Consider the following 21,507-nt stretch of genomic DNA (forward strand, 5'->3'; position numbering starts at 1 on the left):
GGCGCGACTTGCGCGGCGGTGGGGGTCGCGGCGATGCCGAGCGGGGTGGCCAGGGCGAGGGCCGCTGCAATAATTCGAGTGAACATCTGTCTGCCTCCTTCATCCCGCATGTCGCGGGCTGTCGACGGCAAGATGATTTCAGGTCATCGTGCGCACTAGCCGCCAAATTCCGGAACCGGCTTTCGGGAATGCCGAACGATGATGAAGCTGGAAGGAGTGGCCGCGTTCGTATCGGTGGCCGAAGCGGGATCGATCAGCGAGGCGGCGCGCCGCCTCGGCCTTGCCAAGTCGGTGGTCAGTGAGCGCGTGGCCGAACTGGAAAGACTGCTCGGCGCGAGCCTGATGCAGCGCACGACGCGCAAGTTGTCCCTGACCGGGGAAGGCGAGCTGTTCCTCGAACGGGCGCGCCGGATCACGCGCGAGACGATAGAGGCGCAGGCCGAGATCGCGGAGCGGCGTGGATCCCTGTCCGGGCCGCTGCGTCTGGCCGGACCGATCGGGTTCGGCACGCTGCACCTTGGCCGGATGGTGAACGCGTTCCTGGCGGTCCACCCGGCCATCGAACTCAGCATGGATCTGGACGACAAGTTCGTAGACGTGGCCGCCGACGGCTACGACGCGGTGATCCGCCATGGGCCGATCCAGGATACGCGCCTGATCGCGAAGCGGCTGGCGTCGAGCCGCCGGGTCCTCGTCGCCGCGCCGTCCTATCTGGAGAAGCACGGCGCGCCTGCGTCGCTGGAGGAACTGGATCGGGCCTGCGCGATCCTCTACTCCAACCGCTCGGCCGACTGGCGCTTCCGTTCCGGCGACGGCGAGACCATCCTGCGGCCGCGCGCCTGCCTGCGCGTGAACAACGGCATCGTCATGCGCGATGCCGCGCTGGCGGGCCTCGGCATCGCTTTGTTGCCGACGTTCTTCACGTACGAGCAACTGGCGAGCGGTGCACTGGTCCAGGTCGATGTCGGCGCCGAAGCGGAGGGTGCGGAACTCTACATCGCCTACACGCGCAACCGCGGTGCCTCGGCCAAGCTCGCGGCGCTGACGGAGTGGCTGCGGCAGGAGATCGGCACGCCTGCGTACTGGGACCGGTAGCGAGGCTGGATCACACCTCTGCGTCGTCGTCGTCGCCCGCCGGCAACCGGATCTCGACCACCATCCCCGGAGGCCCGGCGACTATGCGCGCGGTGCCGTCGTGTGCGGCGGCGATGGCCTGCACCATGCTCAATCCCAGGCCGTGTCCCGGGCTCCCGCGGTTCGTATCGAGACGGACCAGTCGTTCGAAGATGCGCGGTTGATCCTTCAGGGGGACGCCGGGGCCATCGTCGGCAACCCTGATCACGGTTTCCCTGCCTTCGGTCAGGCTCGTGACGCTTACGGACCTGCCCGGGTGCGCGTGGACGAGGGCGTTGTCGAGGAGGTTCGCCACGATGCGCTGGATCAGCGCCTTGTCACCATGGACCGTCGCGGGCTCGATCGACAGTTCCAGCCTCAGGCCCGCGTCTTCCAGCGACGGGCGGTGGGCTTCGGCGATCTCCCGGACGGCATCGGCGACATCGACCGGCACGAAGCGCTTGCGCACCAGCTTCCCGTCGATCTCTGTGATCGCCAGCAGGCTGGCGAAAAGGCCGATCAGTTCGTCGGTATCGTCGCTGGCGGCGTCCAGCAGATCGCGCTGCGCCGGGTCGGTCGCCAGCGCCGCAGCCTTCTCCAGCTTGGCGCTTACGCGGCTCAGCGGCGTGCGCAGGTCATGGGCCAGTCCGCTGGACACCTCGCGAAGATTCGACAGCAGCGTGGAAATCCGGTCGAGCATGCGGTTGAGCACTTTGGCGAGACCGTCGAGTTCGTCTGCCCCGCCATGAACAGGCATGCGCTGGGTCATGTCGCCGGCCATGATCGCGCTGGCGCGGCTTTCCATCGCGCGCAGCCGGCGGCGGATGGTGACGCCGAAGGCAAGCGTCGTGCCCACGCTCGCCAGCATGAGCAGCGCGACGGCAGCGATGAACAGGCGCAGCAGCACGAAGTCCATGCGATCCACGATGGTCCGGTCCGCCGCTACCAGCAGGCGGCCGCCGTTCGACAGGCGCGCGTTGATGCCCTGGGCGATCGCCGGTGTCCCGTCGGGCCGGACGAACGGCACGAACTCGCTCCACCCCGGCGGCGGCATCCGGGCGTCGAGGCGGCCCGCTCGCCTGTGTCCCGCCGCATCGACCACGGCGTAACCCATCGATCGCTCGTCGTCGCCCGGCTCGTCGTCGAGGTAGCCCACCGTGCCGGGCTTGCTGGCGAGGTCGCGGATGCGGACCGCCTCGATCAGCGCATCGAAGCCGTGCTCGCGTTCGTATTCCAGCAGGGCACGGGTCTCGATATCGACCCGGTGGTCGATCTGTCGTTCGATCTCCTCATGGACGAACCAGTACGTGAGGCCGCCGAGCGCGGCGGTTATCAGCGCCGATGCCGCGGCGACGACGAGGACGAGCCCGGGAATGGTGCGCGGCAGGGAAAGGCGTCGGCGCCTGCCGGATCGCTCAGTCATCCGCCGGGTTCATGATGTAGCCCGATCCGCGCACGGTGCGGATGGCGTTATGCGCGAACCCCTGGTTCAGCTTGGTGCGCAGTCGGCTCATGTGAGTCTCGACGATGTTGGTCTGCGGATCGAAGCCGAAGTTCCAGATCCGCTCCAGCAGCAGGGTGCGCGTGACGACCCGGTCGGGGCTGCGCATGAGCTGCTCCAGCAGGCTGAACTCGCGCGGCTGGAGGTCGATCGGCAATCCGGCGCGCCTCACCGTGCGCCGGGCGAGGTTCATCTCGATGTCGCCGACGACGAGGTTTTGCTGAAGCGTCTGGGGCGCCGGGCGGCGGGCCAAGGCGATCAGCCGCGCGGCGAACTCGGCGAAGGCGAACGGCTTGGTCAGGTAATCGTCGGCGCCGCCTTCCAGCGCCTCGACGCGGTCCTCGATGCCGCCCAGCGCGGTCAGCATCAGGATCGGGGTCTGGCATCCGCCGTCCCGGGCCTGCTTCATCACCGAAAGACCGTCGAGCCCGGGAACCATCCGGTCCAGCACGGCGACGTCGAATTGCTCGTCCGCAAGCAGATCGAGCGCCTCGTGCCCCGATGTGACGAGGCGGGAATGGTGGCCCAGTTCGCCAAGGCCGGAGCCCAGATACTTCGAAAGCTCCGGATCATCTTCAAGAACCAGCACGTTCATCGCGGAAAACAACTCACCACTTTCGCCAAAATCCCAACATTGGGATTACATTGGGAAGAATACACTTCTTCCCAATGTTGCGTTTTGCATCTTGGGAACCACCATGCCCGTCTGTATCCGCCCCAGCAAGTGCGATTAGCTCGCATTATCGTTAGCAATTATGCTCGATCGATCAGGGGGATTCAGAAATATGCCTGCTTTCACGTCACTGCATGCGCGCAGCCGCCATGCCCTGCTTGCCGCCACGGCAGTTGCGCTCGTCGGCCACGGCGCGGCCGCGCAGGCGCAGGAAGCCCCGGCCAATCTCGGCGGCGCGACCGTCACCGCGACGTCGATCGACGACAAGGAAGCGCAGACTTCCTACAAAGTCAGCCGCTCGACCAGCGCGACGCGCACCGATACCCCGCTGATCGATGTGCCGCAGACGGTCAACGTCGTTTCGGTGAAGCAGATCGAGGATCAGGCTTCGAACAGCATCGGCGATGCCATCCGCTATGTGCCGGGCATTTTCTCGGCGCAGGGCGAGGGCAACCGCGAAACACTGGTGATCCGCGGCAATTCCACCACCGGCGACTTCTTCGTCGATGGCGTGCGCGACGACGTCCAGACCTACCGCGATCTCTATAACATCGAGCGGCTCGAGGTCTTCAAGGGCTCCAACGCGATGATCTTCGGGCGCGGCGGCGTCGGCGGCGTCATCAATCGCGTCACCAAGGTCGCGAATGGCGACCTCATCCGCTCGTTCCGCGTCGAGGGCGGCAGCTTCAACCACGTGCGCGGCCAGTTCGACCTGGGTACGCCGCTGGGCGAGGTGGTTTCGGTGCGCATGACCGGCGTGTACCAGAACAGCGAGAGCTACCGCGACGGTGTCGACTACAACCGCTGGGGCTTCAACCCGACGGCGACCTTCAAGCTCGGCGCGGACACCACCGTGACCCTCGGCTACGAGCACTTCAAGGATGAGCGCGTTGCCGACCGCGGTGTCTCCACCTACCTCGGCAAGCCGCTGCGCACCCCGCGCGGCCAGTTCTTCGGCGACCCCGACCAGAGCCCGACCTGGACCGATACCGACGCGGCGACGCTGTTCGTCGAGCACAAGTTCAGCGACACCGTCTCGATCCGCAACCGCACCCGCTATGCCGACTACGACAAGTTCTACCAGAACGTCTTCCCGACGACGGTGAACACGGCGCCGATGACCAACCCGGCCGGCCTGCCCGCCGGTACCTATGCGGCAGGAACCGTCGTCGGCATCCAGGGCTACAACAACTTCACCAATCGCAAGAACTTCATCAATCAGACCGACCTGAACGCCCAGTTCGCCACCGGCGCGATCGAGCACACCCTGCTCGTCGGGGCGGAATACGGCCACCAGAAGACCGAGAACCTGCGTCAGGAAGCCTTCTTCCCCACCGCGTCCAACGCCAGCGGCGTGCCGACGATCTATGCGACGCTGCTCGACCCGACGATCAGCCGCCCCGACATCATCTGGGCGCAAAGCGCGTCGAGCCCGCAGAACCGCGGCACCGCCGAAGTCGTCGCAGGCTACGTGCAGGACCAGATCGCGCTCTCGCCGATGTTCGATGTGGTCGTCGGCGTGCGATACGAGCACTTCACCACCAAGGTCACGAACCTGCGCAACAACCAGGACTTCAAGGTCAGCGACGACCTGTGGTCGCCGCGTGCGGGCCTGATCTTCAAGCCGGTGGAGAACGCCTCGATCTACGCCAGCTACTCGCGCACGTACCTGCCGCGCGGCGGCGACCAGCTCACCGCCCTGAATGCCTCGAACGAGAGCCTCGCGCCCGAGAAGTACCAGAACTACGAAATCGGCGCGAAGTGGGACATCCTGCCGACCTTCAATGTCTCGGCGGCCGTGTTCCAGCTGGACCGTGCCAACGTCCTCGCCGACGTCAAGGGTAACGGCATTCCGGAGGCCGTGGGTCGCCAGCGCACCAAGGGTGTTGAACTCGCCGTCGCAGGCAGCATCACCAAGCAGGTCAGCATGGTAGGCGCCTATACTTATTCGGACGGCACGTTCCTCGACAACGTGTCGAATTCGGTGAAGGCGGGCAACATCCTGCCCAACATGCCTAAGCACGCCGCCTCGCTGTGGACCCGTTTCGATCCGATCGAACAGCTCGGCGCCGCCGTTGGCGTCATCTATCAGGGCAAGCGCTATGCCTCTACCGACAACCTGATCTCGATGCCTGGCTACACCCGTGTCGATGCCGCGCTCTATTACAACCTGAGCGAGACGGTCAGCGCCCAGCTCAACGTGGAGAACGTCTTCAACAAGCGCTACTTCATCTACGCGCACAGCAACACCAACGTGACGCCGGGATCGCCGACCGCCTTCAAGGTCGGCCTCAACGCGCGGTTCTGAGCGCGCGGCGCGATCGGTCGCAGCCGATGATCCACGTCGCTAAACTGTCGCCGATCGAGAAACTGGCGATCGACCTGATCCGGGGCTGCCGACCGGCACGCCTCGGGTCGGACGACTGCCGGGATTTCGTCCGGCTTGCGCGTGCGGCGAAGGGGGCGGGGATGGTCATCTCCGCCCTCGACTGCCCTTATCTGGGCGATGACGAGGCGACGTTGCTCGGCTGTCTGGCGCTGCTCCAGCGCCAGCGCGCGATATTGGCGCTGGATCTCGATCCGCAACTGCTGCGCCATCTTGCACGCGGGGCGGAGCGTCTTGCCGGATATGGCGGCAGGCTCGAATATCGCAACGTCGCGCGGATATCTCCCGGGGGATCGACGCGCCGAAAGCGTGCGTGGCGAAGCAGGAGCGCGCCCGCGCCCACAGTCGCGCAGGATCATCTGCATTGAGAATGCGGGCTGGCTGCGACCAGCCTTGATCATTGGCCCGTGATCATGACTCTTTCGAACATTGGGATTTTGTATGGTTGCCTCCAGAATCGCCCAATATGCGTCTGCTAGCGCCCTGGGCATGCGCCATCTTGCTCTCCTGATCCTGCCGCTCGCCATGTCCGCCTGCGGTCAAACGGCATCCAAGCCGTCCACGCCGCCCGCCCACGCGGAGCTGATTGCGAACGAAGCCGAACTCCTGAAACTCACCCTGACGCCCAAGGCCCAGCAGCGCCTCGGCATCGAGACGGTGAAGGTCGGCGGCGGCTCGGCCGCGCAGATGCGGCAGGTGACCGGCGAGATCGTGGTGCCGCCGACGAGCGCGGGCGGCGTGCCCGTCAATTCGCTCACCAACCTGCAGCAGATCGGATCGCAGCAGGCGGTGGCCGATGGCGAAGTGGCGCGTACCGAGGCGCAGGCCCGGCTCGCCCGCATTGCCCTGACCCGCGCCGAGGCCCTCGTGCGTGAGGAAGCCGGAAGCGTGCGCGCCCGTGACGAGGCCGCTGCCGCCCATGCCGCCGCGCAGGCCGCGGTCGGCGCCGCGCGCCAGCAGCGCAGGCTGCTCGGCCCGGCGGTCGCGACGCTCGGCACCCAATCGACGCTCTGGGTTCGCGCATCGGTCTTCGCCAGCGACGTCGGCGCGGTGCTGCGCGGGAGCGAGGCCATGATCCACCCGCTCGGCGGGAACGGAGAAGGCAGGAGTGCACGCCCGGTCCAGGCGCCGCCCTCCGCCGACAGCGTGGCGGGCACCGTCGATCTCTATTATGCCGTGAACAACGGCGACCGCGCCTTGCGCGTCGGCCAGCGCGTCGCGGTCGAACTGCCGCTGGCCGGGCGCACGCAGGGCCTATCGGTCCCGTCCTCGGCCATCGTGCGTGACATCTACGGCGGCGAATGGGTCTACCGGAAGACCGGTGCCGATACTTTCGTGCGCCAGCGCGTGGAGGTCGCCTCGGAAAGCGGCGGCCAGGCGCTGCTCGCGCGCGGGCTCAAGGCCGGGGCGCTGGTCGTGACCGTTGGCACCGCGGAACTCTTCGGCACCGAGTTCGGGGCGGCGCACTGATGCTGGCCGGTCTCGTTCGCTTCGCGCTGGTCCAGCGCGTCTTCGTGCTCGCCCTTGCGGCGCTGCTGGTGGTCCTGGGCATCCGCGCCGGGCGGGACGTCCCGCTCGACGTGTTCCCCGAGTTCGCCCCGCCGATGGTCGAGATCCAGACCGAGGCGCCCGGCCTGTCCACCGAGGAAGTCGAAAGCCTCGTCACCGTGCCGATCGAGACGGCGGTGAACGGGGTGCCGGACCTGATGACGCTGCGCTCCAAGTCGGTGCTCGGCCTGTCCTCCGTCCAGATCCTGTTCGATCGCGGCACCGACGTCATGCGCGCAAGGCAGATCGTCGGCGAGCGCATCGCACAAGTGCAGGCGCGCCTGCCGCTGGCCGCGCGCCAGCCGGTGCTGATGCCGCCGCTGTCCTCGACCAGCCGCGCGATGAAGATCGGGCTGACCTCCACCAAACTCGACCAGATGAAGCTGTCCGAACTGGTGCGCTGGACGATCCGCCCCCGGCTGATGGCCGTGCCCGGCGTCGCCAACGTGGCGGTCTGGGGCCAGCGCGACCGGCAGTTGCAGGTGCTCGTCGATCCCGACCGCCTGCGTGCCTCGGGCGTGACCCTTGCCGAAGTGCGCGCCGCTGCGGGGGATGCGGTGCTGGTGGGCGGGGGCGGCTTCGTCGATACCCCGAACCAGCGTATCGCCGTGCAACAGGCGGGCATGGTGCAGGACGCCGCCCAGCTGGGTCAGGCGATCGTCAGGCAGTCAGGCAACGCACCGGTCCGCCTGTCCGACGTCGCGCGCGTGGTGGACGGCCATGCGCCCCCGATCGGCAACGCGATCATCGACGACGTGCCCGGCATCATGCTGATCGTCGAGAAGCAGCCGACCGCCAACACGCTCGAGATGACCCGCGCGGTCGAGGCCGCCATCGCCGAGCTGAAGCCGGGCCTGACCGACGTGAAGATCGATACCACGATCTTCCGCCCGGCCACCTTCATCGAGCGCTCGATCGACAACCTGACCCGCGCCCTGCTGATCGGCTGCGCGCTGGTGGCGGCGGTGCTGTTCCTGTTCACGCGCGACTGGCGGCAGGCGGTCATCAGCCTGACGGCGATCCCCCTGTCGCTGCTCGGCGCCGGGCTGGTGCTGCTGTGGAGCGGGGCGACGATCAACGTCATGGTGATCGCGGGCCTTGTCATCGCGCTGGGCGAAGTGGTGGACGATGCCATCATCGACGTCGAGAACATCGCCCGCCGCCTGCGCCTCAACCGCGAGGCGGAGCATCGGAAATCGGCTTTCGAAGTGGTCCTCGCAGCCTCGCTGGAGGTGCGCTCGGCGGTGGTCTTCGCCTCGCTGATCGTGATGCTGGTGTTCCTGCCGATCTTCTTCCTCGGCGGGCTGGCGGGGACGTTCTTCCAGCCGCTGGCGATCGCTTACGTGCTGGCGATCGGGGCCTCGCTGCTGGTGGCGCTGACGGTGACCCCCGCGATGTGCCTGTTGCTGCTGCCCCGCGCGCCGTTGACCGAGGAGCGCGACACCCGCTTCGTCGGCTGGCTCAAGGGCCGCTACGCCCGCATCCTGCCACGCGCGGTGGTGCGCCCCAGAGCGGCGATCGGCGTGGTGGCGGGCGGCCTGCTGCTTTCAGGGCTGGGTTACATGACCTTCAAGGACCAGTTCCTGCCCGACTTTCGCGAAACCGATTTCCTGATGCACTTCGTCGAGAAGCCGGGCACCTCGATCGAGGCGATGGACCGCATAACCATCCGCGCGTCGAAGGAACTGCGCTCGATCCCCGGCGTGCGCAATTTCGGCGCGCACATCGGCCGCGCCGAGCAGGCGGACGAGGTCGTCGGCCCGAACTTCACCGAACTGTGGATCAGCCTCGACGAGAAGGCCGACTACGACGGCTCGGTCGCGAAGATCAAGGAAGTGGTCGACGGCTACCCCGGCCTGTTCCGCGACGTGCTGACCTACTTGCGCGAACGCATCAAGGAAGTGTTGACCGGCGCCGGTGCCACCGTGGTGGTGCGCATCTACGGCCCCGAGCAGGAGGAACTGCGCGCCGCCGGGCAGCGCGTGCGCGATGCGGTCTCCGGCATTCCCGGCGTGGCGGATCTCAAGCTGGAAAGCCAGGTGCTGGTCGCCCAGCTGCGCATCCGTCCGCGTCCGGAGGATCTGGGGCGGTTCGGCCTGACCGCAGGCGAAGTACGCCGTCAGGCGCAGACTTTGGTGGCCCAGCAGAAGGTCGGCGAGATCTACCGCGACCAGCGCGCCTTCGACGTCGCGCTATGGGGCGAGCCCGCAGCGCGCGGCAATATCCACGCCCTGCGTGATCTGATGATCCAGTCGCCCGCCGGTGCGCCGGTACGCCTCGCCGACATCGCCGACGTCGAAGTGGTGCCCGCGCCCAACGAAGTGAAGCGCGAGAACGGCCAGCGCCGGCTCGACGTGACGCTCAACGTCTCGGGCGCGGATCTCGGCACGGTGGCGCGCGGGGTCGAGGCGGCCGTCGCCAAGGTGCCTTTCGCCAGCGGTTATCACCCCGAAGTGCTGGGCGAATACGCCGCGCTGAAGGAATCGCGCCAGCGGCTGTGGACCACCGGGGCGCTGTGCCTGATGGGCGTGCTGCTGCTGGTGTGGATCGAGTTCCGCTCGCGCCGAATCACCGCGCTGGTCGGGGTAAGCCTGCCGTTCGCGCTGGTCGGCGGGGTCGTTGCGGTGGCGCTGACGGGCGGGATGCTCTCGCTCGGCTCGCTGGTGGGCTTCGTCACTGTGATCGGCATCGCCGCGCGCAACGGGATTATGCTGCTCTCGCACTACCGCCATCTCGAACGCGAAGAGGGGATGGCGTTCGGCCGCGACCTCGTCCTGCGCGGGGCGGAGGAGCGGCTGGTGCCCATCCTGATGACGGCCGCTTGCGCTGGGCTGGCGCTGGTGCCGCTGATCGTCGCGGGCAATGCCCCGGGGCACGAGATCGAGCACCCGATGGCCATCGTCATCCTCGGCGGCCTGCTGTCCTCCACCGTGCTCAACCTGTTCCTGATGCCCGCGCTCTATGCGCGCTACGGCGAGGAGAAGCGCACGCCGCCCCCGCAGGCTCAGGAGGTTCTGGCATGACGCGCCGCATTTCGCTCGCCGCGCCGCTGCTGGCGCTTGCCCTGTCGGCCTGCATGGGTGCGGGGACGCCGCCGAAGACCGTGGTTCCGCCCGCTGCGGGCGGCGCTTTCGCGCAGGTTCCGGTCGCCTCGATAGAGCCGGTGCCGGAAGACTGGTGGCGGCTTTACGACGATCCGCAGCTCGATGCGCTCGTCATGGCCAGCCTTGCCGCCAACGCCGACTTGCGCGTCGCCTACGCCAACCTCGACGGTGCCCGCGCGGCCTTGCGGCAGGCCCAGGCCGCGCGCCTGCCGACGACCACTGTGGAAAGCGCGCTGACGCTGGACAACCCCAGCAACCAGCCGAGCGCCGCCTCGGTCTCGGCCAGCGACTGGGACATCGCCGCGACCGCCAGCTGGGACATCGACCTGTTCGGCCGCCTGCGCTCCGGGGCTCTCGCCGCGCGCGCCGATGCCGAAGCGCAGGCCGCCGCGCTCGACGGCGTGCGCGTGGCGGTGGTTGCCGACACTGTGCAGGCCTATGTCGAATTCTGTGCTGCCTCCCGCGCCATTACCGAGGCCAAGTCGGTCGCCGCCGCGCAGGATCGCTCGGTGGCGCTGGTGAAGGAGCAACTGGCCGCAGGCGAAGTTTCGCCGCTTGAAGTCTCGCAAGTCGCGGCCCTGTCCGCATCGTCGCGCGCGGCGGTCGCGCCTTTCGAGGCGCAGCGGCTGAACGCACTCTACCGCATCGCCACGTTGCAGGGGCGTCCCCCGGCGGAGGCGCGCGGGTTCGCGCTGGCCTGCGAGGCTGCGCCGCGCCTCAAGGGTGCACTGCACGTGGGCGATGGCACCGCGCTGCTGCTGCGCCGCCCCGACGTGCGCGAGGCAGAGCGCAAGCTGGCCGCCGCCAGCGCCCGCGTCGGCGTGGCGCGGGCGGACTTCTATCCCAAAGTCAATCTCGGCGGCGCGCTCGGCCTGCTGGCGGGCGGGTTCGATGCGGTCGCCTCGCCGCTGATCAGCTGGGCTTTCCCCAACATTGCCCCGGCGCGCGCGAAGATGGCGCAGGCCCGCGCCTCCGAACAGGCGGCGCTGGCCGGTTGGGACGTCGCCATGCTCAAGGCGCTGCGCGAAGTCGAAACCGGCCTCGCCAGCTACGATGCGGAGATGCGCCGCAACCGCGATCTTGCCGAGGCAGCGAGCCAGGCGCAGGCCTATGCACGGCGCACCGCCGCTCGCGTGCGCTATGGCGATGCTGCAGGATTGCTGCAGGTCGATGCGGAGCGCACCCTCGCCACCGCCCGGCTCGCCCGGGTGCAGAGCGACATGGCGCTCGCGCAGGCGGAGGTAACACTGTTCCGCGCGCTCGGAGGTGGCTGGCGCGGCGGGGCGCAGGCGCGCTAGGCTGGCAGCATGCGAATCCTGATCGTCGAAGATGACCAAGACACCCTGCGCTTCATTGCCAAGGGGCTGGAGGAGGCGGGCCACGCCGTCATGCTCGCTTCGGACGGGACCGAGGGGCTATACCATGCCGCCGGTGGCGGGTTCGACGTCGTCGTCGTGGACCGGATGCTGCCGGGCCTCGACGGGCTCTCGCTGCTCAAGGCGCTGCGGGCGACCGGCGATGCGACGCCGGTGCTGATGCTTACCGCACTCGGCAGCATCGCCGACCGGGTGAACGGGCTGGAGGCGGGTGCGGACGACTATCTCGTCAAACCTTTCGCATTCTCCGAACTCAGCGCGCGGATCAATGCGCTGGGGCGGCGCACCCACGCCCGGATCGAGGCGCGGCGGCTCAGCGTCGGCGACATCGTGCTGGACCTCGATAGCCGCACGGTCGAGCGGGGCGGCAGGCGCGTGGCCCTGCAACCGCGCGAATTCAGCCTGCTGGCCGAACTGATGCGCAACCCGCGCCGGGTGGTGACGCGCACGATGCTGCTGGAGCGGGTGTGGGATTTCGACTTCGATCCCAAGACCAACATCGTCGACACGCACATGAGCCGGTTGCGCTCCAAGCTGAACGCCGGGTTCGAGGAGGACGCGATCGAGACCGTTCGCGGCTCGGGCTACATGATGCGGCCCGGATGATGTGGATACTGTGATGTTGGGGAAGGCATGGAAGACGACGACCGGGCTTGTCGCCATGGTCGGTCTCGTCTTCGCGCTGGCCATCGTGGGGATCGGGGCGATCTCGTATGAAGTCACGCACGAGGCGCTGGAGCAACAGCTCGACCACCGCATCTCCGCCGAGACCGCGGGGTTGCTGGCGGAGGCGCACAGGCACGGACTGCCCGCGATCGCCTCCGCCATCGAGCGGCGCGAGGCATCCCGGTCAACTGCAAGCCTCGACTACCTGCTTGTGGACGAGGCCGGGAACCGGGTCGCGGGAAAGCTGCAGGCGCAAGTGCCTTCGAAAGTCGGGTTCGAGGAGTTCCTGCATTATCGCAAGCCCGGCGAGCCGGACCCCGGCATTGCGCAGGCGCTGACGACGAAAGTGGCGGGCGGCATGCTGGTGGTTGCAGCCGACCGTTCCGGCCTCGACGAGATCGACCGCACGCTTGCTGCCCTTTTCGCGGCGGCCCTTGCGGCCTTGCTGGTGGTCGGCGCGGTCGCCGCCGGGATCATCGGCTGGCTGACGCAGCACCGGCTGGAGCGCATCGACGCGACCGCGCGGGCGATCATCGGCGGCGACTTTGCCCGGCGCGTCCCGCGTGACGGATCGGGCAGTGAATTCGACCGGCTCGCGGGCACTCTCAATGCGATGCTGGACCGTATCGAGGGGCTGATGGAGAACTTGCGGCAAGTCTCCAGCGACGTCGCGCACGACTTGCGCACGCCCCTGACCCGGCTGTGTTCCAGCCTCGACCAGGCCGCGCAGGAGAGCGATGAGGAGGTCCGATCGGAACGGCTCGAAAGCGCCCGCGCGCAGGCAGCCGAACTGCTGGAGATCTTCTCCGCCCTGCTGCGCATCGCCGAGATCGAGGGCATGAGCGAGCGGCTTCCGCGCGAACGCCTTGACCTCTCCACGTTGCTCGAAAGGATGGCGGAGAGCTATCGCCCCGATTTCGAGGACAGTGGGCGTTCGCTGCACCTCGTACTGGTGCAGGAGATGCAGGTGGAGGGCGACCGGCGCCTTCTCAACCAGGCCCTTGCGAACCTGCTCGACAACGCCTTGCGGCACACGCCTGCGGGCACCGGCGTCACGATCAGCGGCGAACGGGTAAAGGGCGGGGTGAAGGTGACCGTCGCCGACGACGGGCCGGGGGTTCCGGCGCAGCACAGAGCCCGCCTGTTCGACCGCTTCGCCCGCGCGGAAGCGGCGCGTTCGACGCCGGGGCACGGGCTTGGGCTGGCAATGGTGCGGGCTATCGCCCTGGCCCATGGCGGCGATGCCCGGATCCTCGACGATCGGCACGGCTTTGCCGTCGAGATCAGGATCCGGGGGTGACGAGCAATTCAATACCGCAGCTTCAGGCTCAGCGAGAAGGTCTGGCCGAAGTAGCTGGTCTGCGCGGCGGCATCGGCGACAGGGCGGTAGAGCACTTCGTGCTCGTTCGTCAGGTTCAGCGCCGCGAGGCGCAGCTGCATGTGATCGTCGATGCGGTACGAGATATAGGCGTTGAGGTAATTGGTCGGCCCCAGCACGCGGTTGGCCGTCAGGCCGGTGGGACGCAGGAAGCCCGAGCGATACTCGTACGTCGCGCCGACCCCAAAGTTGCCCTTTTCCCAGCTTCCCGACAGATTGACCGCGTGCTTCGACAGGCCCGGTACGCCCGATGGCGGCACGAACAGGTAGAGCGGATTGGCCGGGTCGGTGGCCGAAGGATCGTTGAAGCGGAAGTTGCTGTCGGTGAAGGAATAGCTCGCCTCCACCGCCAGTCCGTCCAGCGGCGCGGGCAGCATCGAGAAGGTCTGGCGCAGCGATACGGCGGCGCCCCGGATGTAGGACTTCTTCCGGCTGTCGGCCTGCAGCGCCGGGTTCAGCACCGGGCCGCCGGGCATGATGAGGTCACCCGGCCAGGCCGAGCTGCTCAGGAACTTGTAGTAGGCATCGAGCGAAATCGCGGTGTCCGGCGCGGGGCTGTAGCGCAGCGCGAGGTCCATGTTCCATGCCTTGACTGGGTCCTGCCGCTCGATCGTGCCCGAAGGACCGGCGATGACGCGGCGCAGGTTGAAGCCGTCGATCGCGCTGCGCAGGAGCGTGCGGTACACCGAGCCTTCGATCTCCAGCCCGCGTCCCGCTTCCACGACGACGTTGGCGCTCGGCAGGAAGTCCACGAGCGAGCCGGAGCGGTCGATGATCGGATCGGGGCTGCCGGTATAGCGCGCCACCCGCGTCGTGCGGCGGGTCTGGGTGACGCGAAGACCGATGTTGCCGTGGACCGGCAGGTCGGCAAGCTCGCCCTTGAAGTTACCCATGATGTAGCCGGCAAGGATCTTTTCCGAGACGTCCTGCTCGCCGCCCGACTTTCGGGCGAGAGGGATGTCGTAGTCGGTGTTGCCGGTAAAGGCGATGTAGAGGCAGGCCGGGTCGAATACTGCCCAGCTGTTGATGTTGGTGCCGCTGTCGGCGAGGAAGTCGGTCGTGATCGGGCCGCGGCGGCAGCTGGCGTTGCCGGCCTGCACGTTCGCGTCCGGGATGCCGTCGCTCTGGTAGGTCAGCAACTGGCCATGGCGCTTGTGCTCGGAGTAGCGGGCACCCAGCCGGATCGTTTCGAACAGGCCGCCAAGCTCGTAGATGACGTCGGTGCGCCAGGCCTTGATCGCATCCCTGCGCGTGTCGCGCCCGCGCCTTGCGGCGGCGGACGCGGTGAACAGGCTGTGATCGCTCAGATCGATCGGTGTCGCGAACTCGATATAAGGGACGCCGCCGTGGCTCAGGTCCAGCGTGTAGCCGATGCGGCCGCCGGGGCCGACCAGGTCGTTGGTCGAGGCGCTGGCGGAGATGTCGGTCTGGCTGCGCTCGGTGCGCGAATAGGACAGATCGGTCCGGATTTCGAGCCGTTCGGTCGGACGAAACCGCACGTTGATGCCGTAGCCGGTGTACTTCTCGTCACGGGTTCGGGCGAAGCCCAGCGATTCCAGCTTGGTCTCGCCGGAAAAGCGCAGCGGCGCGCCGCTCGGGGCGATTTCCAGCGGGGTGAGCGAGCGGAAACCTTCGGTCAGCGCGAATTCGCTGCGATAGCGCGACTGGATGCGGCTGGACCGTTCGCCGTCGATCATGATGTCCCACTTCTCGTTGGGCTGCCACTGAATCGTCGCGAAATAGGCGCGCTGCTCTTCGTCGGAGCGCTGCTGGCGGAAGGTGTGCGAACCCGTCGGGAAGTAGAGCGCATTCGTCGAATTGGGATCGTACGTGCAGTTGCCGCTCGCGGTCGGGCCTATGCTGTTGCACGGCTTCACGGCGGTGGTGCCCTTGTAGAAGTCCTTGGGCAGGAAGGAATCGCTCAGCATGACGCCGGCGGAGAAACCGATGCGCCCGATCCCGGTGTCGAACTGATCGACGTAGGAGGCGGAAAGCCTGCGCCCGGGCGATTGGCCGGAGCGGTCGGCGTAGGACGAGTAGATGCCCCTGAGGTCGGCCTGGAAGCGCGCCTTCTTGAGGTCGAGCGGTCGCAGCGCCTCGCTGGTGGTGAGGCCGAACAGCGCGCCCTCGACCTGGTCCGCCCCGTAGAAGCTGCGGTAGCCGACTTCCTTCTGCAGTTCGATCGGGAACTGGCGGAAGGAGATGTCGCGGAAATTGTTGGAACCGGTGATCTCGCGGCCGTTGAAGGTCGAGAAGCCGAAGAACGGCCCCATGTCACCGAAAGTGCCGTCTTCGGCCGGGTTTTCGAAGGTGACCGACTTCTTCGATTTCTTCTTCGTCTTTTCGATCAGCACGCTTCTGGTCGACGACTCTCCGGGGATCTGCGGACCAGCGATCGCGACGGTCTGGTCCGGCGGCGTCACTGTCTGGGCCTCGGCCATGACTGGATGCCATGCACCCACCGCGACACAGGACAGCAACGCAAGGCGCGCCCTGGCCTTGCGCGCGGCAAACGAAACCTTGCTGCGGCTGGCGTTGAACAGATCGGCGGAATCCGGCTGGCCGTACATCGTGTTAAGCTCCTCTCCCCCTCCCGGCGCCTTTCTCTTGATGGCGTGCCGGGCATGCGCTCCCAAACGCATATTGGATGAGCCCTTTTCGCGGCCGATCCTGTCAATCAGCCATCATTGCGCTGCAGCATCACTAAAAATGTTTCCGCTTGTTTGCTCGATAGCGAACAGAGCGGGAGAAAATCAAAGGATTACGCCGGCAATTCGCCTGCACATTGCGGCGGGCTGCACGATTTTTGCTGGTGCTGCGCTGCAATGACGGCTCGCTGACAGGATTTCTCGCCAGAACGGCACACCACAACCGATAAGGTCGCGCGCCGATGCGCCGACCAGGGAGCGGCAGGCTAAGATGGCAAGCGATACACTTTTGACCGTGCTCGGATTTGGCATGGTCGTCACCTTCATGACCCTCATCATGCTCAAGCGGCTGTCGCCGCTGGTGGCGCTGACCCTGATCCCGATCGTCTTCGCGCTCGTCGCGGGGTTCGGCGGGAAGGAGCTGGGCGACATGATGCTGGCCGGCATTACCAAGCTGGCGCCGACGGGCATCATGCTGATGTTCGCGATCCTCTATTTCGGTCTGATGATCGACGTGGGCCTGTTTGATCCGGTGGTGCGGCGCATCGTCCAGGTTGTCGACGGCGACCCGGTGAAGATCCTGGTCGGCACGGCGGTGCTGGCCACCGTGGTTTCGCTCGATGGCGACGGTTCGACGACCTACATGATCACCGTCGCCTCGATGCTGCCGCTCTACCGGCGCATCGGCATGGACCCGCTCAAGCTCACCTGCGTGACCATCCTCGCGGGCGGCGTGATGAACCTCACGCCCTGGGGCGGCCCTCTGGCCCGTGCGGCGAGCGCGCTGCATGTAGAGCCGGGCGAGGTCTTCATGCCGATGATCCCGGTCATGGCGATCGGCGTGCTGGGCGTGATTGCGCTCGCCTATATCCTGGGCAAGCACGAGCGTGCACGCCTCGCGGCGACCGGCGGCGCGCGCCTGCCCGAAAGCGCCGTCCCCGCCGGGCTCATCGAGCCGACCGACACGGTCGACGCCGCGCTGAAGCGCCCGCGCCTGCTGTGGTTCAACGCGCTGCTGACGATCGGCCTGCTCGCCGGACTGGTCTTCGCGGTGCTGCCGCTCTCGATCATGTTCATGATCGGCTTCGCCATCGCTATCCTCGTGAACTATCCCCGACTCGAGGACCAGCGCGCGCGGATCGCCGGTCATGCCCGCAACGTCATCGCCGTCGTCTCGCTGATCTTCGCGGCGGGCATCTTCACCGGCATCCTGGGCGAGACCGGCATGGTCGAGGCGATGTCCAACAGCCTCCTCGCGCTCATCCCGCCGCAGGCCGGTCCGTTCCTCGCCCCGATCGTCGCGCTGGCGAGCCTGCCGCTGACTTTCTTCATCTCCAACGACGCTTTCTACTTCGGCGTCCTGCCGGTGGCGGCGAACGCGGCGCATGCTTACGGCATCGCGCCGCTGGAGATGGCCCGCGCCTCGCTGATCGGCCAGCCGGTGCACCTGCTGAGTCCGCTGGTCCCCTCGACTTACCTGCTGGTCGGCCTTGCCGGGGTCGAGTTCGGCGATCACCAGAAGTTCACGCTCAAGTGGGCGACGGTGATCTGCGTGCTGATGCTCGTCGCCTCGCTGGGCCTCGGCCTGTTTCCCTTCTTCGGCGCTCAAGGGTAAGGCGATGACGCGCATCGTCGTCCGAACCGGGCTGCTTGCCCTCGCGCCCGCCTGCCTGCTCCTGTCGTCCTGCGGCAAGGACGAGGGCAAGAAGGACAAGGCCCCGCCGACCGTCGGCTTCGTGGTCGTCCAGCCGACCAGCGTGCCCGTCGACACCGAACTGGCGGGCCGCGTCAGCGCGCTGCAGATGTCCGAGGTGCGCCCGCAAGTGGCCGGCATCGTGCGCCGCCGCTTCTTCAAGGAAGGCAGCCTGGTCACCAAGGGGCAGACCCTCTACGAGATCGACCCGCGCGTCTATTCGGCGGCGGTGGACGAGGCCGTGGCCAACCGCAACAGCGCGATGGCAAGCGCCGATTCCGCCCGTGAACTCGCCGATCGCTACAAGCCGCTCGCCGACATGGAAGCGGTGGCGCGGCAGGACTACGTCAACGCGGCGGCGCAGGCCCGCCAGACCCGCGCCGCCGTCGCGCAGGCACAGGCCCGCCTGCGCTCGGCCCAAGTCAGCCTCCAGTTCACCCGTGTCCCCGCGCCGATCTCCGGCCGCATCGGCCGCTCGCTCTTTACCGAGGGCGCACTGGTCACCGCCAATCAGGCCGAGCCGCTGGCGGTGATCCAGCGGATGGATCCGGTCTTCGTCGATATCCAGCAGTCGAGCGCGGAACTGCTGCGCCTGCGCCGCGCGCTTGCCGATGGATCGACGCCCGGCGACGCCTCCGTGCGCCTGAAGCTGGAAGACGGCAGCGACTACGAGTTGCCCGGCAAGATCGCGTTCTCCGAAGTCATCGTCGATCCCACCACCGGGACGGTGACCTTGCGGGCATCGTTCCCCAACCCCGACGGCGTGTTGCTGCCGGGCATGTTCGTGCGCGCCCGCTTCGTCCAGCAGGTCAATTCCAGGGCCTTCCTGATCCCGCAGCAGGCCCTGCGCCGCGATCCCCGGGGCGCCGCCAGTGTCTACGTGGTCGAGGGAGACAAGGCGGTGGAGCGCAAGGTCGTCGTGCCTTCCGCGCAAGGCACCTCTTGGGTCGTCACCTCGGGGCTCAAGCCGGGCGACAGGCTGATCATCCAGGGTCTCGGCAATATCCGGCCGGACATCGCCATGAAGCCCGTGCCCGCATCCGAGCCGCAGAAGGTGGCGCCCAAGAAGACGAAGAAGGGCGCCTGACCCGCCATGTCGAGCATCTTCATCAAGCGGCCCATTCTCGCCTGGGTCATCGCCATCCTCACCATGCTTGCGGGCGGGCTCGCGATCGCCGGGCTGCCGATCGCGCAGTACCCGGACGTCGCCCCGCCGCAGGTAAACATTCGCGCCAGCTATCCCGGCGCCAATGCCGAGACGCTGCAGAACAGCGTCACCCAGGTCATCGAGCAGACGCTGACCGGGGTGGACCACCTGCTCTACTTCTCCTCCACGTCGAGTTCGCGCGGGCAGGCCGTCATCACCGCGACTTTCGCGAAGGGCGTCGATCCCGATACCGCGCAAGTGCAGGTGCAGAACCAGGTGCAGCAGGCGCTGCCCCGCCTGCCGACGCAAGTACAGCAGCAGGGGCTGCGCGTCACCAAGTCCAATCCCGACCTGCTGATGATCGTCACTGTCTATGATGAGACCGACCGGCTCACCAATCAGGACGTCTCCGATCTCCTGACCTCGCGCGTGCAGGACACCGTCGCGCGGGTCAGCGGCGTGGGCGACATCGACGTCTTCGGCGCCCCCTATGCCATGCGCATCTGGCTGATCCCGGAGAAGCTGGCGAGCTACCAGCTCATGCCGTCCGACATCATCAACGCCATCCGCAAGCAGAACACCGAAGTGGCAGCGGGCGAGATCGGCGGCCAGCCGCAGCCGCGCACGCAGATGCTCAACGCCACCGTAACCGCGCAGTCGCGGCTCCAGACCCCGGCGCAGTTCGCCGCGATCATCGTCAAGACCCAGCCGAGCGGCGCGACGATCAGGCTGGCCGATGTCGCCCGCGTGGAACTGGGCGCGGAAAGCTACCAGACCGTCAGCCGCCTGAACGGCCACCCCGGCGCGGGCATGGCGATTTCGCTGGCACCCGGCGCGGACGCGCTGAAGACGGCCGAAATGGTCAGGGCGGAAGTGGAGAAGGTGGCGAAGACTTTCCCGCCGGGCATGAAGTACGCCTACGCGAACGATGCGACCGACTTCATCACGTTGTCGGTGGACGAGGTGGTCAAGACGCTGATCGAGGCGATCGTCCTCGTCGTCATCGTCATGTTCGTGTTCCTCCAAAGCTGGCGCGCCACGCTGATCCCCGCGATCGCGGTGCCCGTGGTGCTGCTCGGCACCTTCGGGATCATCTATCTGGCGGGCTTCTCGATCAACACGATGACGCTGTTCGCGCTCGTTCTGGCGATCGGCCTGCTCGTCGATGACGCGATCGTCGTGGTCGAGAACGTCGAGCGTCTGATGGAGGAGAACCCGTCGCTGACGCCAAGGCAGGCGACGTTCCAGTCGATGAAGGAGATCCAGGTCGCGCTGGTGGCGATCGCGGTCGTGCTGTCGGCGGTGTTCCTGCCGATGGCGTTCTTCGGCGGATCGACCGGCGTGATCTATCGCCAGTTCTCGCTCACCATCGTCGCCTCGATGACTTTGTCGGTGCTGGTGGCGCTGATCCTCAGCCCGGCGCTGACCGCCACCCTGTTGCGGCAGAAGCACCGCGGTGAGGAGCGCAAGGGGGCGCTTGCGCGGCTGCACCGGATTGGCGACAGGTTCAACGCCGCGATCGAGAACGGCACGCAGCGGTATCTTTCCGGCGCGCGCACGGTGCTGAAGCGCAAGTGGGCTTCGCTGGCAGTGTTCGCTCTGATTTCCGCCTCGCTTTACGGCCTGTTCGTGATGCTGCCGACCGGCTTCCTGCCCAACGAGGACCAGGGCATCGCCCGCGTCCGCTTCGAACTGCCGCCCGGCGCGACGCAGGGCCGCACGCTGGAGGTCGAGAACGAGATCGAGCGCTATTTCGCGAAGTACGAGAAGGACAACGTCGATCTCATGCTGCTCAACGCGGGCGGCGGCGGTGCTTCGGGCCAGAACACCGGGCAGGGGTTCCTCAACCTGACCGACTGGGCGAAGCGCAGCGGCGAGGAGAACACCGCCGATGCCATCACCAAGCGGGCGACCAAGGCGTTCAAGAGCCTGCGCGATGCCAAGGCGGTCGCGCAGGTTCCGCCCTCGATCCGCGGTCTTGGCAAGTCGGCGGGATTCACCATGCTGCTGCAGAACGCCACCGGGATGCCGCAGGCCGAATTTGCGGCTGCCCGCGCGAAGCTGCTCGAACTGGCCTCGTCCGACCCGATGCTGAACGCGGTAACGGTGACCGAGCTGCCGGACGTCGATACCTTCAAGGTCGACGTCGACCAGCAGAAGATCGCCGCATCCGGCTTGGATCAGGACGACGTCAACGCCACGCTGGCGACGGCATGGGGCGGGCGTTACGTGAATGACTTCATCGACCGTGGCCGGGTCAAGCGCGTCTATGTG

Annotated in this window: 15 protein-coding genes; 11 read left to right on the forward strand and 4 right to left on the reverse strand. The window is 67.3% G+C overall.

All coding sequences use genetic code 11. The features are described 5' to 3' along the window. The first annotated feature begins 198 nt into the window (after window positions 1–198). Window positions 199–1,095 carry a LysR family transcriptional regulator gene (locus tag LH128_RS12720; RefSeq protein WP_008830044.1) on the forward strand — a complete coding sequence of 299 codons (897 nt, stop codon included), beginning with the start codon at window positions 199–201 and terminating at the stop codon, window positions 1,093–1,095. A gap of 10 nt (window positions 1,096–1,105) precedes the next feature. Here LH128_RS12720 and LH128_RS12725 read toward each other — a convergent pair whose 3' ends face one another. Further along, a complete protein-coding gene (locus tag LH128_RS12725) occupies window positions 1,106–2,536 on the reverse strand; it encodes a sensor histidine kinase (RefSeq protein ID WP_008830045.1) in 1,431 nt (476 codons plus the stop codon). Next, window positions 2,529–3,209 (reverse strand): response regulator transcription factor, encoded by a 681-nt coding sequence (locus LH128_RS12730; protein WP_008830046.1) that lies wholly within the window; start codon window positions 3,207–3,209, stop codon window positions 2,529–2,531. The genes LH128_RS12725 and LH128_RS12730 overlap by 8 nt, the downstream gene beginning before the upstream one ends. 190 nt (window positions 3,210–3,399) lie before the next feature. On the opposite strand from LH128_RS12730, the gene LH128_RS12735 reads away from it, so the two are divergent. The 7 genes from LH128_RS12735 (at window position 3,400) to LH128_RS12765 (ending at window position 13,667) form a co-directional block, all read left to right on the forward strand. Beyond that, window positions 3,400–5,595 carry a TonB-dependent receptor gene (locus LH128_RS12735; protein WP_008830047.1) on the forward strand — a complete coding sequence of 732 codons (2,196 nt, stop codon included), beginning with the start codon at window positions 3,400–3,402 and terminating at the stop codon, window positions 5,593–5,595. A 26-nt stretch (window positions 5,596–5,621) separates the two neighbouring features. Further along, on the forward strand, window positions 5,622–6,041 hold the full coding sequence (locus tag LH128_RS12740; protein ID WP_008830048.1) for a hypothetical protein: 420 nt from the start codon (window positions 5,622–5,624) through the stop codon (window positions 6,039–6,041). Window positions 6,042–6,162: 121 nt separating this feature from the next. Next, window positions 6,163–7,143, forward strand: coding sequence for an efflux RND transporter periplasmic adaptor subunit (locus tag LH128_RS12745; RefSeq protein ID WP_008830049.1), 981 nt, complete (start codon window positions 6,163–6,165; stop codon window positions 7,141–7,143). Continuing rightward, window positions 7,143–10,244, forward strand: coding sequence for an efflux RND transporter permease subunit (locus LH128_RS12750; RefSeq protein WP_008830050.1), 3,102 nt, complete (start codon window positions 7,143–7,145; stop codon window positions 10,242–10,244). The genes LH128_RS12745 and LH128_RS12750 overlap by 1 nt, the downstream gene beginning before the upstream one ends. Beyond that, the gene (locus tag LH128_RS12755) at window positions 10,241–11,623 is read left to right on the forward strand and encodes an efflux transporter outer membrane subunit (protein ID WP_008830051.1); all 1,383 of its coding nucleotides are present in this window, start codon (window positions 10,241–10,243) and stop codon (window positions 11,621–11,623) included. The genes LH128_RS12750 and LH128_RS12755 overlap by 4 nt, the downstream gene beginning before the upstream one ends. A gap of 9 nt (window positions 11,624–11,632) precedes the next feature. Then, complete coding sequence (locus LH128_RS12760; protein ID WP_008830052.1) at window positions 11,633–12,307, forward strand: response regulator transcription factor; 675 nt, start codon at window positions 11,633–11,635, stop codon at window positions 12,305–12,307. 13 nt (window positions 12,308–12,320) lie between these two features. Beyond that, a complete protein-coding gene (locus LH128_RS12765) occupies window positions 12,321–13,667 on the forward strand; it encodes a HAMP domain-containing sensor histidine kinase (RefSeq protein WP_008830053.1) in 1,347 nt (448 codons plus the stop codon). A gap of 8 nt (window positions 13,668–13,675) precedes the next feature. Here the strand turns inward: LH128_RS12765 and LH128_RS12770 are convergent, their stop codons facing one another. Then, complete coding sequence (locus tag LH128_RS12770) at window positions 13,676–16,315, reverse strand: TonB-dependent receptor domain-containing protein (RefSeq protein ID WP_008830054.1); 2,640 nt, start codon at window positions 16,313–16,315, stop codon at window positions 13,676–13,678. A 183-nt stretch (window positions 16,316–16,498) separates the two neighbouring features. After that, complete coding sequence (locus tag LH128_RS34530) at window positions 16,499–16,720, reverse strand: hypothetical protein (RefSeq protein ID WP_327195149.1); 222 nt, start codon at window positions 16,718–16,720, stop codon at window positions 16,499–16,501. Between LH128_RS34530 and LH128_RS12775 the strand changes: the two genes are divergently transcribed. The 3 genes from LH128_RS12775 to LH128_RS12785 form a co-directional block, all read left to right on the forward strand. Then, on the forward strand, window positions 16,719–18,008 hold the full coding sequence (locus LH128_RS12775) for a CitMHS family transporter (RefSeq protein WP_327195150.1): 1,290 nt from the start codon (window positions 16,719–16,721) through the stop codon (window positions 18,006–18,008). The two genes, LH128_RS34530 and LH128_RS12775, sit on opposite strands and share 2 nt — an antisense overlap. A gap of 4 nt (window positions 18,009–18,012) precedes the next feature. Beyond that, window positions 18,013–19,173, forward strand: a complete 1,161-nt coding sequence (locus tag LH128_RS12780; RefSeq protein ID WP_008830056.1) for an efflux RND transporter periplasmic adaptor subunit — start codon at window positions 18,013–18,015, stop codon at window positions 19,171–19,173. Window positions 19,174–19,179: 6 nt separating this feature from the next. Next, window positions 19,180–21,507, forward strand: a 2,328-nt coding sequence (locus LH128_RS12785; RefSeq protein ID WP_008830057.1) for an efflux RND transporter permease subunit, incomplete at its 3' end; no start/stop codon positions are given.

The sequence above is a fragment of the Sphingomonas sp. LH128 genome (genome assembly GCF_000293195.2).
Taxonomy (GTDB): Bacteria; Pseudomonadota; Alphaproteobacteria; order Sphingomonadales; family Sphingomonadaceae; genus Novosphingobium; species Novosphingobium resinovorum_A.